11 protein-coding genes and 1 pseudogene are annotated in these 15,804 nt (G+C 71.9%); 2 read left to right on the top strand and 10 right to left on the bottom strand.

The genetic code is table 11. The annotated features are described in order from the left end of the window. Positions 1-4: 4 nt before the first annotated feature. On the top strand, positions 5-799 hold the full coding sequence (locus C1I92_RS01920; RefSeq protein ID WP_111252966.1) for an SDR family NAD(P)-dependent oxidoreductase: 795 nt from the start codon (positions 5-7) through the stop codon (positions 797-799). Between the two features lie 4 nt (positions 800-803). On the opposite strand, the gene C1I92_RS01915 is transcribed toward C1I92_RS01920, so the two are convergent. The 9 genes and pseudogenes from C1I92_RS01915 to C1I92_RS01875 form a co-directional block, all read right to left on the bottom strand. Further along, on the bottom strand, positions 804-2,408 hold the full coding sequence (locus C1I92_RS01915) for a long-chain fatty acid--CoA ligase (protein ID WP_199520861.1): 1,605 nt from the start codon (positions 2,406-2,408) through the stop codon (positions 804-806). 48 nt (positions 2,409-2,456) lie between these two features. Continuing rightward, positions 2,457-3,512 (bottom strand): ABC transporter ATP-binding protein, encoded by a 1,056-nt coding sequence (locus C1I92_RS01910; protein WP_111252964.1) that lies wholly within the window; start codon positions 3,510-3,512, stop codon positions 2,457-2,459. Continuing rightward, positions 3,513-4,529 carry an ABC transporter permease gene (locus C1I92_RS01905; RefSeq protein WP_111252963.1) on the bottom strand — a complete coding sequence of 339 codons (1,017 nt, stop codon included), beginning with the start codon at positions 4,527-4,529 and terminating at the stop codon, positions 3,513-3,515. Continuing rightward, on the bottom strand, positions 4,526-5,512 hold the full coding sequence (locus C1I92_RS01900; RefSeq protein WP_111252962.1) for an ABC transporter permease: 987 nt from the start codon (positions 5,510-5,512) through the stop codon (positions 4,526-4,528). Before C1I92_RS01900 ends, C1I92_RS01905 begins: the two co-directional genes overlap by 4 nt. A gap of 8 nt (positions 5,513-5,520) precedes the next feature. Continuing rightward, positions 5,521-6,336 (bottom strand): annotated as a pseudogene (locus C1I92_RS01895) (ABC transporter ATP-binding protein); the annotation flags it as partial. Beyond that, positions 6,333-8,024 carry an ABC transporter substrate-binding protein gene (locus C1I92_RS01890; protein ID WP_158563909.1) on the bottom strand — a complete coding sequence of 564 codons (1,692 nt, stop codon included), beginning with the start codon at positions 8,022-8,024 and terminating at the stop codon, positions 6,333-6,335. The pseudogene C1I92_RS01895 and the gene C1I92_RS01890, both read right to left, overlap by 4 nt. A gap of 193 nt (positions 8,025-8,217) precedes the next feature. Next, positions 8,218-9,228, bottom strand: a complete 1,011-nt coding sequence (locus C1I92_RS01885; RefSeq protein WP_111252959.1) for a class I mannose-6-phosphate isomerase — start codon at positions 9,226-9,228, stop codon at positions 8,218-8,220. Positions 9,229-9,276: 48 nt separating this feature from the next. After that, positions 9,277-11,211, bottom strand: coding sequence for a glycosyl hydrolase 2 galactose-binding domain-containing protein (locus C1I92_RS01880; protein ID WP_111252958.1), 1,935 nt, complete (start codon positions 11,209-11,211; stop codon positions 9,277-9,279). A 78-nt stretch (positions 11,212-11,289) separates the two neighbouring features. Continuing rightward, entirely contained in the window at positions 11,290-12,315 is a 1,026-nt protein-coding gene (locus C1I92_RS01875) for a LacI family DNA-binding transcriptional regulator (protein WP_111252957.1), read from the bottom strand. 181 nt (positions 12,316-12,496) lie between these two features. Between C1I92_RS01875 and C1I92_RS01870 the strand changes: the two genes are divergently transcribed. Continuing rightward, positions 12,497-13,609 (top strand): serine hydrolase domain-containing protein, encoded by a 1,113-nt coding sequence (locus C1I92_RS01870; RefSeq protein ID WP_158563906.1) that lies wholly within the window; start codon positions 12,497-12,499, stop codon positions 13,607-13,609. A 25-nt stretch (positions 13,610-13,634) separates the two neighbouring features. Here C1I92_RS01870 and C1I92_RS01865 read toward each other — a convergent pair whose 3' ends face one another. Next, entirely contained in the window at positions 13,635-15,548 is a 1,914-nt protein-coding gene (locus C1I92_RS01865) for a glycosyl hydrolase 2 galactose-binding domain-containing protein (RefSeq protein WP_111252955.1), read from the bottom strand. Positions 15,549-15,804 lie beyond the last annotated feature (256 nt).

Below are 15,804 nucleotides of genomic sequence, written 5' to 3'. Positions count from 1 at the left end.
GCGCGTGTCCGAGTTCGAGGACGTGGTCGCCGTCGTCACGGGCGGCAGCAGTGGCATCGGGCTGGCCGCCGTCGAGCTGCTGGCCGAGCGTGGCGCTCGGGTCGTGTTCTGCGGCATCGAACCGAGCGAGGTGAACGCCGCGGAGGAACGGCTCGCCGCACTCGGCCACCGGGTCGCCGGCGTGGCCGCGGACGTCACCTCGGAGCAGGACATGCACGACCTGATGGCCCGTGCGGCCGAGTGGTTCGGCACCGTCGACGTGCTGGTCGCGTCGGCCGGCGTGCAGACCTACGGCGCGGTCGCCGACACGGCCGTCGGCCTCTGGGACCGGACGCTGGACACCAACCTCAAGGGCGCCTTCCTCGCTGCCAAGGCGGCCATCCCCCGGCTGCGCACCCGCGGCGGCGCGATCGTGCTCGTGTCGTCCGTGCAGGCGACCATCGCCCAGACGACGGTCGCGGCGTACACGTCCAGCAAGGCCGGGCTGAACGCCCTGGCCCGCTCGATCGCCGTCGACGAGGCGCCGTACGGCATCCGGGCCAACGCGGTCTGCCCCGGGTCGGTCGACACTCCGATGCTCAGGGCGTCGGCAGCCGGGCACTCCGACGGCACTCCCGAGGCGATCGACGCGGTGCTCGGCCGATGGGGACGCATGCACCCGCTGGGTCGCGTGGCCCGGCCCCGGGAGGTCGCCGAGGCGATCGCGTTCCTCGCCAGCGACCGCGCCAGCTTCATCACAGGGACCGAGCTGCGTGTCGACGGCGGCCTGCTGGCCACCACCAGCGTGGCGCTGGACTGACCGGCTACCGGCCGGCGAGGAGCTGGTCACGGAGCGCACGCTTGGAGAACTTGCCGACGCTGGTCTTCGGGATGGCGTCGAGGAACACCACCTCGTCGGGCACCTTCCACGCGGTCACCCGGCCGCGCAGGAAGCCGCGGATCTCCTCCGCGGTGGCCGCCTCGCCGGCTCTCAGCACCACGCACGCCAGCGGCCGCTCGCCCCACTTCTCGTGCGGCGCCGCGATGACGGCCGCCTCGGCGACGCTCGGGTGGCCCATGATCTCGTTCTCCAGCTCCACCGAGCTGATCCACTCCCCGCCCGACTTCACCAGGTCCTTGGTGCGGTCGACCAGCCGGACGTAGCCGAGCGGGGAGATGGTGGCGACGTCGCCGGTGCGCAGCCAGCCGTCCGGCGTGAACTGTTCGCCCGGCTCGTCCGTCCGGTAGTACTGACGGGCCAGCCAGGGCCCGCGGCACTCCAGCTCGCCGACCGACTCGCCGTCCCACGGCACCTCCTGGCGCGTCTCGGGGTCGACGATGCGCGTGGCGACGCCGGGCGGGGCGATGCCGACGGTGGTGCGCAGGTCGGCCTCGTCGTCCTGGGAGAGGTCCGCGACCTCGGCGCGCAGCGCGAAGAACGTGCCGAGCGGCGACATCTCGGTCATCCCCCACGCCTGGGTGATCGGCAGCCCGATCTTGTCGCGCCATGCTTCGGACAGCGATCTCGGCACCGCCGACCCGCCGCAGATCACCGTGCGCAGGCTGGTCAGGTCGTGCTGGTCGAGCAGCGGCACCATGCCCATCCAGATCGTGGGCACCCCGGCGGCGACGGTGACCCGCTCGGACGCCATCAGTTCCAGCAGCCCGCCCGGCGACAGATCCGGCCCGGGCAGCACGAGCGACGCGCCCGCCATCAGCGCCGCATAGGGCAGGCCCCAGGCGTTGGCGTGGAACATCGGCACGACCGGCAGCACCCGGTCGGCGTCGGTGAGCGCGAAGGCCCCGGTGGTCAGGCCGCCGACGGAGTGCAGCCAGGCCGACCGATGCGAGTAGACCACGCCCTTCGGGTGGCCGGTCGTGCCGCTGGTGTAACAGATCGCGGCCGCGGTGTTCTCGTCGGCGATCCGGTCGTGCAGGTCGTACTCGTCCGCGCCGGCGACCAGGTCGGCGTAGTGGACGATCCGCGGGTCGTCGGGGAGCTCGGTGGGTGCCCCGTCGTCCATCACGACGACGTGCTTCAGCGTGTTCAGCTTCGGCAGGTGCTGGCCGAACAGCCCCATCAGCGACCGGTCGACGAACGCGACCTCGTCCTCGGCGTGCTCGAACGTGTAGATCAGCTGGTCGGGGAAGTACCGGATGTTGCCGGTGTGCAGCACGCGGCCGGTTCCGGGGATCGCGAAGTAGAGCGCGACGTGCCGCGCGGTGTTCCATGCGAACGTCGCCACGCGCCCGTCCGGTGAGACACCGAGCTGGTCGAGCGCGCCGGCGATCCGCCGGGCCTCGGCGGCGAGGGCGGCGTAGGTCGTGCGCTCGAGGCCGGAGGCCGTGCGGGTCGTGGCGGTCCGCGTGCCGAAGAAGCGTTCGCCACGCTCGAGGATCAGGGTGGTGGTCAGGGGAACGTCCTGCATCAGTCCGAGCATCGTGCTGACCTCCTCGTCGTCGTTGGATGACGGCGGCTATGCCGACCGGGACCGGGTTCGGGGCGCCAGCGCGGCCGGAACCGCCGTCGTGTCGTCCGTGCCGTGCAGCAGGCAGGCGACCGTGCGTCCGTCGTCGCCGGGATAGGGGCTCGCGACGAGCCCCGGGTGCCGCTCGGCGCAGGCCGGCATCCGGTAGGGGCACCGCGGGTGGAACCGGCAGCCCGGCGGCAGCGCGGCCAGGTCCGGCGGCGCGCCGCCGATGCCGGTGACCACGCGGCGCGGACCCTGCAGCGGCGGGAACGAGTTCAGCAGGGCGTGCGTGTACGGATGCCGTGGCTCGCGGTAGATGCTCTCGGCGTCCGCGACCTCGACGACCTCGCCGGCGTACATCACCGCGATCCGGTCCGCGTAGGAGATGAGCAGCGAGACGTCGTGGGTGATGAAGACGACAGAGAAGCCCAGCCGCTCGCGCAGCTCCAGCAGCTGTTCGACGATCTGCTTCTGCACGACCACGTCGAGCGCGGTCGTCGGCTCGTCGAGGATCAGCACCTGCGGCTCGAGGGCCAGCGCCATGGCGATCATCACCCGCTGCCGCATGCCGCCGGACAGCTGGTGCGGATACGCCGAGAGCCGGTCCTCCGGGAGCTTCACCATGGCCAGCAGCTCGCGCGCGCGATCGAGCCGTGACCTGCGGGTGGACGACGGGTCGTGCGCGGCGATCGCGTCCGTCAGCTGGGTCCTGATCCGGTGGACCGGGTTCAGCGAGCTCAGAGCGCCCTGGAAGACGACGGCGACGTCCCTCCAACGGCGGCTCCGCAGCGCGGCGTCGGGCAGGCTCAGGAGGTCGACCGGCGGTGTGCCCGGTGCGCCGTGCAGGAGTACCGCCCCGCCGGTGACGAGTCCCGGCGGCGGCAGCAGCCGGGTCGCCGCGTAGGCCAGCGTCGACTTCCCGCAGCCGGACTCGCCGGCGATGCCGAGGATCTCGCCCCGGTGCAGCGTCAGCGACACGCCGGACAGCGCCGTGACCGCGTCGGCGCCGTAGCCGTAGTCCACGCGCAGGTCCCGGATCTCCAGGATCGGATCGGTGACCACCTACCCCGCCCTCCTCTCGTCCAGCGGGTCGCGCGCCGGCGCCGTCCGGCGCACCGGAGTGAAGCCCACCCGCGGGCGGATGCCCTGACGGCGCAGCCGCGCCGCGCCCACGGAGCCGATGCGCAACCGCGGGTTGGCGTACTCGTCGATGCCGAAGTTGATCAGTGCCAGCGCCATGCCCAGGATCGCGATGCACAGGCCGGGGGGAATGAACCACCACCACAGCCCGCGCTGCAATGCCTGCTGCGTCTGCGCCCAGTAGAGGACGGTGCCCCAGTTCCAGTCGCTCAGCGAGGTCACGCCGATGAACGACAGCGTCACCACCGCGAGCAGCGCGAACAGCGTCGTCATCACCAAGCTCGTCGCGATGACGGTCGCGAGGTTGGGGATGATCTCGAAGAAGACGATCCGGCGGGTCGACTCCCCGTTCGCCCGGGCGGCCTGCACGAAGTCACGCGCGCGCAGCGACAGCGTCTGAGCCCGCAGGATCCGCGCGCCCCAGGCCCACCCCGTCAGGGCGATGACCAACGCGACGGCCCACGACCCCACTTGCGGCAGCTGGCTGGCCACGATGATCATCAGCGGCACGGCCGGCAGCACCAGGAAGATGTTGGTCAGCATGGAGAGCACCTCTTCGGCCCAGCCGGAGAGGAAGCCGCCGGCGACGCCCACGACCATCGCGATCACGGTGGCGATGGCCCCGGACCCGAACGCGACCAGCATCACCGGCCGTGTGCCGGCGAGCAGTTGAGAGGCGATGTCCTGCCCGGTCGTGGTCGTGCCCAGCCAGTGGCCGGCGGACGGACCCTGCAGCGTGTCCGGCGAGAGCTCGTTGGGGTCATGCGGGGCCAGCCACGCGCCGACGATCGCCAGCAGCCAGAACACCGCCACGATGGTCAGGCCGATCCGGACCTTGGCGTTGGCCAGCAGCCTCCTGCCGATGCGCCGGGGGCTGCGGACGGCGGCCGGCGCCGGCGAGGCGTCGGCCACCGCCGTGTCGGTGCCGAGGATCGTCACGTCGCCCTCCTGATGCGCGGGTCGAGCAGGACGAACGCGACGTCGGCGACGAGGTTCGCGGCCAGCACCGCGAGCGTCAGGATGAGGAAGATCGCCTGCATCAGCGGGTAGTCCTGCGCGTTGATGGACTGGAACAGCGCGAGCCCGATGCCCGGGTAGTTGAAGACCATCTCGGTCACCAGCGATCCGCCGACGACGAAGCCCAGCGACAGTGCCAGGGTGGACACGCTCGGCAGAATCGCGTTGCGGGCGGCGTAGCTCATCATCACGCGTCGCGCCGGCAGCCCCTTGGCATGCGCGACCGTGACGTAGTCCTCGCTCGCGACCGTCACCATCATGTTGCGCATGCCGAGGATCCACGGCGCGAGCGAGCTGACGACGATCGTCAGCGCCGGCAGCATCCCGTGGTACACCGCCGAGCCGACGAAGTCCGCTGACCAGCCCGGCGTGAGCCCGACGTCGTAGCCGCCCGAGGTCGGGAACACCGGGAACGTGACCGCGAACAGCGCGATGGCGATGAGGCCGAGCCAGAAGTACGGGACCGCCGCGAAGAACGTGGCCAGCGGCAACAGCCCGTCGATCAGCGAGCCGCGCCGCCAGCCGGCCACCATGCCCGCCGACGTCCCGATGACGAAGCTGATCAGCGTCGCCAGCCCGACGAGGATCAGCGTCCACGGCAGGGTCTGCCGGATCACCTCGCTGACCGGCGTCGGGAAGTAGGTGAACGACAGACCCAGGTCGCCGCCCAGGACCTGCGCCCAGTACTGCCAGTACTGCGTCCACAGCGAGACGTCCTGGTCCAGGCCGAACAGGATCCGCAGCGACTCGGTCTGCTCGGGCGACACCTGGCCGGTGGCCTGAAACCGGGCGATGAGCGCCTGCACCGGATCGCCGGGCATGAGCCGCGGGATGACGAAGTTGATGGTGAGCGCCGCCCACGCGGTCACCGCGTAGAACGCGAGGCGGCGGAGGAGGAACGGCATCAGCGCACCACCCGCTCGGGGTCGGGCGCGGAGTCGATCAGCAGCCGTGTGTAGGGATGCTCCGGCCGCTGGGTCACTGACTCGCTGTCGCCGCTCTCGACCACCTGCCCCTGGTACATGACCAGGATCCGGTCGGCGAAGTACCGCGCCGACGCGATGTCGTGGGTGATGTAGAGGATCGCGATGCCCATCGTGTCCCGCAGGTCGCGGAGCAGATCGAGGACACCGAGCCGGAGCGACACGTCCAGCATCGACACCGGCTCGTCGGCGAGCAGCACGGCCGGTTCCGCGCCGAGCGCCCGGGCGATCGCGACGCGCTGGCGCTGGCCGCCGGACAGCTCGTGCGGGAACGCGCGCAGGAACCGGTCCACCGGTGTGAGACGGACGCGCTCGAGCAGGCCGCGCACCGCGTCGTCGCGGGCCGCGCCTCGAAGCTGCGGACGGTGGATCGCCAACGACCGGCGCAGGACGTACCGCACCGTGTGGACGGGGTTCAGCGACGCGAACGGGTCCTGGAAGATCAGCTGCACCTGCCGGGTGTACCGGCGGAACGCCCGGCCCCGCAGTGTGCCCACCTCGGCGCCGTGCAGCAGCACCCGGCCCGACGTCGGACGTTCGAGGCCGGCCAGCAGGCGAGCGACCGTCGACTTGCCCGACCCCGACTCCCCCACCAGCGCCACGATCTCGCCGGCGCCGAGTGTCAGGTCGACGCCGGCGACCGCGTGGACCGCGTGCCGCGAGCCGAGCGCGCCCGAGCCGTAGACCCGGGTGAGCGCCTCGGCCCGCAGCGGCGCGGCCGGACCGGCGGCAGGGGACTCCGTCATGAACCGGCGAGCTCGAGGTTCATGAGGATCATGGCGGCGTTGGTGCCGTGCGGCTGTGGATTGGCGTACGGATCGTTCTCGTCCGGCCAGCCCACGTAGTGCTTGACGCTGAACTCCGAGCCGAACGGCGCCGCCGCCATCGGGATCGCCGGGACCTCGCTCACCTGGATGTCCTGCAGCGTGGCGAGGGCGTCGGCACGGACCGCCTCGTCCTCGGTGGTGGCGTAGGTCCGCAGCGCCTCGGCTGCTTCGGCGTTGTCGAACCGCCCGAAGTTGGCCGTGGCCGGGGTGCCGATGGGCTGTAGCGCGTCGCCGTCCATGAACGTCCGGTACAGGCTGTACGGCGTGCTGCCGACCTCGGTCCAGCTGAACGTCGCGTCGAAGTCGCCCTGGGCCACCGACGTCTGCCAGGCGGTGGCGTCCTGCGGCTCCACCGTCGCGGTCACGCCGATCTCGGCCAGCTGCTGGCTGATGATCTGCAGCGCGGTCAGCATCTGGTTGAACGCCGTCGGGTCGGTGAGGGTCACCGTCACCGGCTCGCCGTCGGGGTCGTGCAGTTGATCGTCGACGTAGGTGTAGCCGGCGTCGGTGAGCACCTCGCGCGCACCTTCGACGTCGACCTCGTGCTTCTCGCCCTGGTACTTCGCCGCGATGAACTCCGCACCGGCCGGCTCGGCGATGCCGGTCGGGCTGGCGATGGCGGCGCCCTCGTTGTTGTACGCCTCGGCGATGATGCGCTCGCGGTCGATCACCATGTCTGTCGCCTGGCGCAGCGCCGCGTTACTGAACGGCCCTTCGGCGGTGTTGAAGAACAGCGTGCGGGCGGGCAGGCCGGACGGGAACCACATGCGGTTGTCGGGGTCCTTGCCCAGGTACTGGGCCTCCGGATCGGGAATGGCCACCCCGGTCCATTGCACCTCGCCCTCGCCCAGGGCCGTGATCAGCGCGTTGCCGTCGTTGTAGGGGACGTAGCGGATCTGCGGCACCGCCGGCGTGCCGCCCCAGTAGTCCTCGTTGCGGTCGACGGTGACGGCCTGCTGCGTCCACGACGTGAGCGTGTACGGGCCGGTGCCGACCGGGTTCTCGATGGTGTCCTTCGCCGGGTCGGGCAATGTGCTCCACAGGTGCTCGGGGACGATCAGCGCCTGCAGCACCTTGTCCTGGTTGACGAACTGCGAGGTGGCGAACGTAATGGTCGCGGTCGCGCCGTCGGCTGTGGCCGAGGCCACGGGCAGGGCCAGGGTGTTCAGCGCCGGGTGGTCCTTGAACATGCCGAACGTGAACGCGATGTCGGCCGCGGTGGCGGGCTCGCCGTCCGTCCACTGCACGCCGTCGCGCATCGTCACGGTGAGGCTGGTGAAGTTGCCGGCCCACTCCCACTCGGTCGCCAGCCACGGCGTGGGCTCGGCCGTCGGGTCCACCGCGTTGGTCTGGGCCAGCGGCTCGAAGATGACCTTCGAGTAACCCAGAACTGTCGCGGCCGACGTGTTGACGTACGGGTTGTTGTTGTTCGTGATCGGCCCGGACGGCGCTCCGGCGACCAGCGGCGGCGCCTCGGCCGAGGCCGCTTCGCCGTTCCCGTCGTCGCCTGACTCGCCGCCACCCGTGCAGCCGGCGGCCAGCAGCGTCGTCACGGCGACGACCACTGCGGCAGCGGGTTTGAGGGACTTCCACGTGCGACGTTGCATGTGTCCTCCACGAACCGCTCTGTCCTGAGGAAAGCCTTGCGCCCACGGCCGGGATAACGTTGTCTCGCTCACCCTAACAGCGCGGTTTCGGCGAGACAAGACCCCGGATATCCGTAACCGGACCGTGACGGCCGGCCTTCGCGAGTCCTCCCGGTCCCGGCCGTGACGAGGCGCCTCGTGGTGGGCCATGGGCTCAGGGCCGCGGCGGCCGGCACCGCAGCAGCGTCACGTCGCCGTCGACGGTGAGCGCCCCGGCTCGATGGGCGACCACGGCGGTGTCGCCGGCCCGCACCTGCGCCGACTCGCCCGACGCGCTGCTCAACTCGGCCGTTCCGGACAGGACGACGAGCACGCTGTAGCCGGCCTCCAGCCGGCACGGGCGTCCGGCCTCGGCGACGACGCGCTGCAGGCGGAAGAACGGGTCGGCCGCCGGGGAGAGCACGTTCCGCACTCCCGTATCGTCACCGCCGGGTTGGGTGATCAGACCGTCCAGCCGTGGCGCGTCCCAGGCGTCGCGGTCGACCGCCCGCAGTGCCGCGTCGAACCCGAGCCCGAGGTGCCCGACGCCGGGATCGCCGGCCGCGAACTCCTGCCACTCCATGAAGATCGACACGTCGCTGGCCTGCTGGAGCTCCACGAGGAAGGCGCCCTCGCCGATGACGTGCGGCAGGCCGGCCGGCACGACGACGGTCGCACCGGCCGGCACCTTCACCTGGTTCAGCGCGCCGAGCATCGCCTCGACGTCCTGGGCCTCGACCCAGGCGGCCAGCTCCGCCGCCTCGACCGGCCGGCTGAAGCCGACGTGGACCGTCCCTGGTTCCAGCATGAACCACGCCTCGGTCTTGCCGCACGGCCGGCCGATGACGTCCCTGGCGAACGCGTCGTCCGGGTGGACGTGCACGGGCAGTCGCTGGCCGGCGTCCAGCAGCTTCACCAGCAGCTTCGGGTCGGCGCCCGCGCGCTCGACGTGCTCGGCGCCGAGCCAGCCGGCGGGGTCCGCGGCGATCTCGTCGGCCAGCGACCGGCCCGGCGCCAGCATGGTGAGACCGGCCGACGTCCCGCCGGACGCCGCGACCGTCGAGGCGATCCAGTCCTGCGGCCGGTCGTCGGCGTGATGGTCGAGCCCGCGGAACGCCGCGATCTTCGCACCGCCGCGATAGAGGAGGCCGGGTGGCAGGTTGGCGTCGAGCGGGACGAGATCCATCGAGGCTCCAACCTGGCCGGGATAACGTTGTCTGGCCACCGTACCCGATCAGGGCAGCCCGCGGAACACCTTGCCGAGCGCGGTGGCCGCGGGCTTGGGCCGGCCGTGGAAGTCGAGCAGCGAGAGGCTCAGCGCGCAGGGAAACGTGTCGTGCCCGAGCCAGACGATGAAGCCGCCGACGCCCGGGAAGCGGTCGGCCGTCAGCTGAGCCGCCACGGCGAGGTAGTCGGCCTGACGGTGCTGACTCCGGTCCACCCACTCCGCGAGCGTGCCGCTGCCGTCCCAGTGCTCGACGTGCCGCAGCCACCACGCGGACGAGTGCGCCCACAGGTCGTCGATGCCCGCCCGGCCGGCCTCCGCCGCCTGGTCCGGGACCAGGCCGAACTCGGCGAGCAGGTCCAGCGGGCTGGCGCCGCACACCCCGACCTCGCTGCGCATCAGCGCGTCGTCTGACTCCCAGTACTGCCGCCATTGCTGCTCGTTCTCGGCAAACTGCTCCCACGGTCCGTGGACATCGTGGTGCACGCCCTTGCCGGCGTTCTCGGGCACGCCCCAGATCGACGGGCCGGACGGAGAGGTCACGACGAACCGGCGCGCGGGGTCGAGCTCGCCGAAGGTTGCCGCCGCGGCAGCGGCCGCCGGATGGTCCGCGCTCAACGGCACGACGTCGAGGACCTGACCGGCCTCGTCGGTGAGCTCGTTGCCGGTGTCCCACATGATCAGCGACGGATGGTGGGCGCGGCGCCGGACGTAGCTCGCGGCGATCTCGGCGACCTCGGCGGCGAACCGCTCGTCGCTCGGCGGCGTGTTGTCCAGCGCGCTCGACGACAGCGGCAGCTCCTGCCAGACGAGCAGCCCGAGCTCGTCGCACAGGTCGTAGAAGTGCTCGCTCTCCAGCGCCGCGCCGCCCCAGACACGGAGCAGGCGGACGCCCAGATCGCGATACGCCTCGAGCCGCAGGCGGTAGTCGTCCTCGGTGACGTCGACGTAGTCGGGCCGGATCGGCACCCAGTTCACGCCGGCCAGGAACGTGGGCGAGCCGTTGACGACGCAGATCCAGGGCTCGGCGTCCGCCGGAGCGCCGTCGGCGGCCATCCAGCGCACCGACCGGAACCCCACCCGGCGCGTGACGCTGTCGCCGTCGGGCTCGTCCACGGTCACCGTCACGTCGTAGAAGGGTTGCCCACCGGCGGGGCGCAGCAGCCAGGGCTCCACTCGTCCGACCGGCACCCGGTGCGGACCCGGACCGGTCACCGTCGTGGTCACCCCGGCGCCGGGCCCCATGACGGCGACCCGCAGCCGGACCGCGGCGCCGACGTCGGCCCGCACCGTCACCGAACCGGCCTGGTCCCGCTCGTCGAACTCGGTGGTGACGACGGGATCGGTGAGAGGAGTGCCGTCGCGCAGTTCCAGCGTGACCGGGCCGCCGATGCCGGTCTGCACCATCCGGGGCGTCCAGTCCCAGCCGTAGCCGAACCGGGCCTTCCACGCGCGCATCCGGCTGGTGCGGCCGATCTGGCCGAGGCCCTGCGGCGGCTCGGTGAACGCGATCGAGAGGGTCGTCGCCCCGGCTCGGACAGCGTCTGTCAGGTCGACCTCGACCGGCGTCATCGCGCCGGCGAACTCGCGCACGACGCGGTCGCCGGCCAGCACCGAGCCGGCATGGTCGAGCACCTCGGCCCTCATGACGACCCTGGCGGCGGGGTGGCGCTCCAGCTCGGCGCCGACGTCGCCGGACAGCGGGCGGCTGAACGTCCAGTGCCGGTGTTCGAGCCACTCCGACTCGCGCGACCGCCGGGCGTGGTAGGGGTCGGGCACGACTCCCGCGGCGACGAGCGCCCGCCGGACGCTCCCCGGCACCATCGCCTCGACCGGATCCACGTCAGGCGTCACGTCGGAGCCGAACGCGATCGCCCGCTCCCAGTCGTACTGCCGCCAGCCGGTCAGCTGCCACACGCCCGAGAGGTCCCAGCGGATCCGCACGACAGCCTCCCAGCACGAGATAACGTTGTCTGCGACAGTAGCAGCCCACGGGGACCTGGCATGGCGGCGCGCCGCGGGTCAGCGGTAGCTGCCGCGCTGCACGATCGTGAACGGCAGCCGTTCGGTCGTCGGCTCTCCGGCGCTGCCGGCGATGCGGTCGAACAGCCGCGTCGCTCCGCGCCGGCCGAGCTCGACGACATCGAAGCTGGCCAGTGTCACCGGGCGAGGCAGGAAACGGCTCATCTCGAAATCGTCGAACCCGACGACGCGCGCCCGTGCGCCCCTGGTGACCAGCGCGTCGACGATGCCGATGATCGCCCGGTTGTTCTTGCCGATGAAGGCCGTCGGCGGGTCGTCGAGGTCGAGCATCGCGACGGTCGCCTTGGTGGCGGCCTCCGGATCGTGCGCGGTGGTCGAGATCAGCCGGTCGTCCAGCGTCATGCCGGCCTCCTCGAAGGCCGCCCGGACGCCGTCGAGCCGTTCGCGGATGGTCAGGACCTCCAGGGTGTCCAGCAGGAGGCCGACACGGCGATGTCCCTCCTCCAACACCATCGACGCCAGGGTGTGCGCCGCGGCAACGTTGTCGAGCCGCACGCTGTCGGCGGACACGCCGGTGCCCGGCCGGTCGAGGAAGACGACCGACGTGCCGAGGTCCATCTCCGGCTGCAGGTAGCTCTGGTCGCCGACCGCGGGGAAGATGAGCAGGCCGTCGACGCGCCGCTGGCACAGCGCCAGGGCCAGCTCCTGCTCGAGCTCGACCTGTTCCTCGGCGCTGGCCGTGATCAGGTGCGTTCCGTGCTCGCGGGCGATCTCGTAGGTGCCGGCGGCGACCGACGAGTAGAACGAGTTCCGCATGTCGCCGATGATCAGGCCGATGGTCGCGGTCGACGCGGTCGAGCGCAGCGTCGCGGCGAGCTCGTTGCGGCGGTACCCGAGCGTGCGGATGGCCGCGAAGACGCGCTCGGCGAGCGCGGGGTCGAGCGTGGGCACGCCGTTGACGGCGCGGGAGACGGTCTTCAGGCTGACGCCCGCCTCGCGCGCGACGTCGTTCATGGTCGGCCGGCCTCGACTCGACGCCGACCGCCCGGCGCTCGCGCCGGTCATCGCCGCACCACCGAGACGACCAGCTCCATGGCTCCAGAGGCTACCGGACCACGGCTCAGGCCAGGGCTCGTGACGAGCATCGCGGGAGCGGGGGTGGGCGCCATGGACGTGATTGCTCCTCCGGCAGAGCTGAGATAACGTTGTCCGACCTGTTCCGAGTATACGAAGGTGGGTGGGTTTGGTGGACGACTGGGTGGTGGAACGCGGCTTCGAGGCCGTCGCGGACACGCTGCGCCGGCAGGCCGAGGCGGACCCCTCGTTCTCGGCCCAGGTGTGCGTCGAGGTCGGCGGCGCTCCGGTGGTCGACGCATGGATCGGGCCCGAGCTGGACCGCGACTCGCTGGTCTGCCTGTTCTCCAGTTCCAAGGGCCTGTCCGCGCTGAGCCTGGCCCTGCTCGTCCAGCGCGGCCGGCTCGAGCTCGACCGGCCGGTCGCCGACTACTGGCCCGAGTTCGCGGCGGCCGGAAAGGCGGGCATCACCGTGCGCACCGTCCTCACCCACCAGGCCGGGCTGCCCGAGGTGGACGGCGGGCTGAGCTGGAAGGACCTCGTCGACGGCCACGCGGAGGAGCGGCTGGCCGCGCAGCGCCCGCTCTGGCGGCCCGGCTCCGCCTTCGGCTATCACGCCGCGACGCTCGGAGTGCTCATGGGCGAGCTGTGCCGCCGCGTGACCGGGGAGTCGCTGCAGGCCTTCTACGAGCGGGAGCTGCGCCGGCCGGTGGACGCCGATGCCTACCTCGGCCTGCCCGAGGAGCACGAACCGCGGGTCGTCGAGGTCCCGGTTCCGGATCTGTCCGCCCTGGCCGGGGCGATGCCGGTCGACCAGGGGCAGCTGGCCGACCTGATCGCGGGGCTGATCACCGATCCCGAGGCGTACACCGAGTTGACGCATTCGCGGCGCGCCCGCGCGCTCGGGCTGCCCGCCCTCGGCGGCGTCGGGTCGGCCCGCGGACTCGCCCGCGTCTACAGCTCCGCCGTCATCGGAGCGGACCGGCCGCCCGTGCTGGACGCCGCCACCGTCGCCGAGTTCGGTCAGGTCCACTGCGACGGGACCGATCTGTGCAGCGGACTGGTCCAGCGCTTCGGCGTGGTGTTCCAGAAGCCGCTGCCTCGCCGGCCGTTCGCCAGCTACCAGGCGATCGGGCACGACGGCGCCGGCGGCTCGCTGGCCTTCGCCGACCCGCAGGTCGGCATGGCCTTCGGCTTCATCACCAACCGGCTCGCGCCTCCCGGCGGCGAACCACGGGCGGACGAGCTCGCGCGGGCGGCACGGGAGTGCTGCCTGCGCGGCTGACACGTCCGGCGGCCGCTCGGCCGTGTCACGGCGCCTTGCGGAAGACCTCCCCCAGTGCGATCGCCGCCGGCTTGGGCCGTCCGTAAAAGTCCAGGACGGCCTGGCTGGCGGCCACCGGGAAGCAGTCGTGCCCCATCCAGACGATGAACCCGCCGGCGCGCGGGAACCGGTCTGCCGTGTGCTGGGCCGCGAACGCCAGCAACCTGGCCTGGCGCTGCTGGTTCGCCGCAACCACCTCGGCCAGCGAGCCGGTGGCCTCGCGCAGCTTCAGCCGGACCAGCCACCTGGGCGCCGACCGCGCCCAGAGCCGTTCGAGCGCGACGCGGTCCTCCTCGGTCTCGAACGGCCCGGTGAGGCCGTACTCGGCGAGGACGTCCATCGGGCTCGCTCCGCTGACGCCGACCTCGCTGCGCATCAGCGAGTCGTCAGCGGTCCAGTACTCCTGCCACTCCTCGAACGTCTCGGAGAACTGATCCCACGGTCCGTGCACGTCGTGGTGGATCCCGGCGCCCCACTTGTCCGGCAGCGCCCACATCGACGGACCCAGCGGCGAGGTCACCACGAACCGGCGGTCCGGATCGAGCCGGCCGAACACGTCGGCCGCAGCAGCCGCGACCGGGTGGTCGGCGCTGAGCGGCAGCACGTCGAACACGTAGTCCGCCTCGTCGGTCAGCTCGTTGCCGGTGTCCCACATGATCAGCGACGGGTGGTGCGCGCGGCGGTAGACGTAACTCGTCGCGAGCTCCCGGACCTGCCGGACGTACTCGTCGTCGCGCGGCGGCGTGTTGTCCAGGCCGCTGGACGACAGCGGCAGCTCCTGCCACACCAGGATGCCCAGCTCATCGCAGAGGTCGTAGAACGTCTCCGACTCCAGCGGGCCGCCGCCCCACACCCGCAGGATCCGCACGCCCATGTCGCGGTAGGCCTCCAGGCGGATGCGGTAGTCGTGCTCGCTGAGGTCGGCGTAGTCGGGCCGGATCGGCACCCAGTTCGCACCGCCCAGGAACCGCGGCGTCCCGTTGACCACGCAGATCCACGGTTCGGCGCCGTCGGGCGCGTCATCAGCGGCCTGCCACCGGACCGAACGGAACCCGACGCGGCGGGCCTCGCTGTCGCCCCCGGACTCGGTGACCGTGACAGTCACCTCGTAGAACGGCTGCGGCTCGTCGGGCAACAGCTGCCAGAGGCCGACGGCGCCGACCGCGACGCGGTGCGGGCCAGGCCCGTCGAGCTCGTGCCGGACGTCGACACCCGGGCCGCGCACAGTCACGGTCAGAGCGGTGCCGTCGGGCACACCGGCACGGACGACGACCGTGCCGCTCGCTGCTGCCTCGTCATACTCCGTCGTGACGAGGACGTTCTCGAGCGCGGTGCCGGCGCGCAGTTCCAACGCGATCGGGCCCGCGATGCCGATCTGCACCAGCCGCGGCGTCCAGTCCCAGTAGTAGCCGCACCGCGCCTTCCAGTCGCGGACCCGGCTGGTCCAGCCGATCAGGCCCATCTCCGCCGGAACGTCGGTGAACTGCACACTGAGCGTCATCGCACCGGCCCGGACCGCCTCGGTGATGTCGACCTCCACCGGCACCAGTGAGCCGCGCCACTCCCCCACCTCGCGGCCGTCCACCATGATCTTTCCGGCGTGGTCCAGCGCCTCCGCCCGCAGCAGTACCCGGGCGTCGGGCCGTTCGGCCAGCTCGGCGGCGAGATCGCCGGGAAGGTCGCGGGTGAACGCCCAGTGCCGGTGCTCGACCCACTCGGACTCACGTGCCGCGAGGACGTGGTGTGGATCGGGGACGACGCCCGCGGCGACCAGGGCGCCGCGGACGCTGCCGGGGACGGACGCCGGCAGCTCGGGCTCGTCCGGGGCCGCGAACCCGCTGTACTGCGCCACCGCCCATGCATTGGGCCAGTAGCCGACCAGCCGCCACGTGCCGCTCAAGTCCCAGATCCTGCGCATGCACCCTCCAGGTAGGCACTGGAGATAACGTTGTCCGGATGCTAGCACGCCGGACTGACGACGTTGGCGGGCACGGCCGCGGGCGCCGCGTGGACGCCAGTCCCGTTGCTCGTGGACGCCGTCCTGATGCTGTGGGCGTCCATCCCGAGTAGACCCCTTGTCAGAATGGGACAACGTTGTTACGGTCCCCGAGACAACGTTATCCGAGCCGCCGACCGACGTCCCTGGGCACCCCGAG

Source organism: Jiangella anatolica (genome assembly GCF_003236295.1).
Classification (GTDB): Bacteria; Actinomycetota; Actinomycetes; order Jiangellales; family Jiangellaceae; genus Jiangella; species Jiangella anatolica.
The sequence above is the reverse complement of the archived record's forward strand: the minus strand, read 5'-3'. Positions and strand labels throughout refer to the sequence as shown.

What these genes read in the sequence shown, in the direction of transcription:
- C1I92_RS01890 (WP_158563909.1), bottom strand. Translation starts at nt 8,024, where the DNA reads ATGCAACGTCGCACGTGGAAGTCCCTCAAACCCGCTGCCGCAGTGGTC.
- C1I92_RS01875 (WP_111252957.1), bottom strand. Translation starts at nt 12,315, where the DNA reads ATGACCGGCGCGAGCGCCGGGCGGTCGGCGTCGAGTCGAGGCCGGCCG.
- C1I92_RS01900 (WP_111252962.1), bottom strand. Translation starts at nt 5,512, where the DNA reads ATGCCGTTCCTCCTCCGCCGCCTCGCGTTCTACGCGGTGACCGCGTGG.
- C1I92_RS01885 (WP_111252959.1), bottom strand. Translation starts at nt 9,228, where the DNA reads ATGGATCTCGTCCCGCTCGACGCCAACCTGCCACCCGGCCTCCTCTAT.
- C1I92_RS01915 (WP_199520861.1), bottom strand. Translation starts at nt 2,408, where the DNA reads ATGCAGGACGTTCCCCTGACCACCACCCTGATCCTCGAGCGTGGCGAA.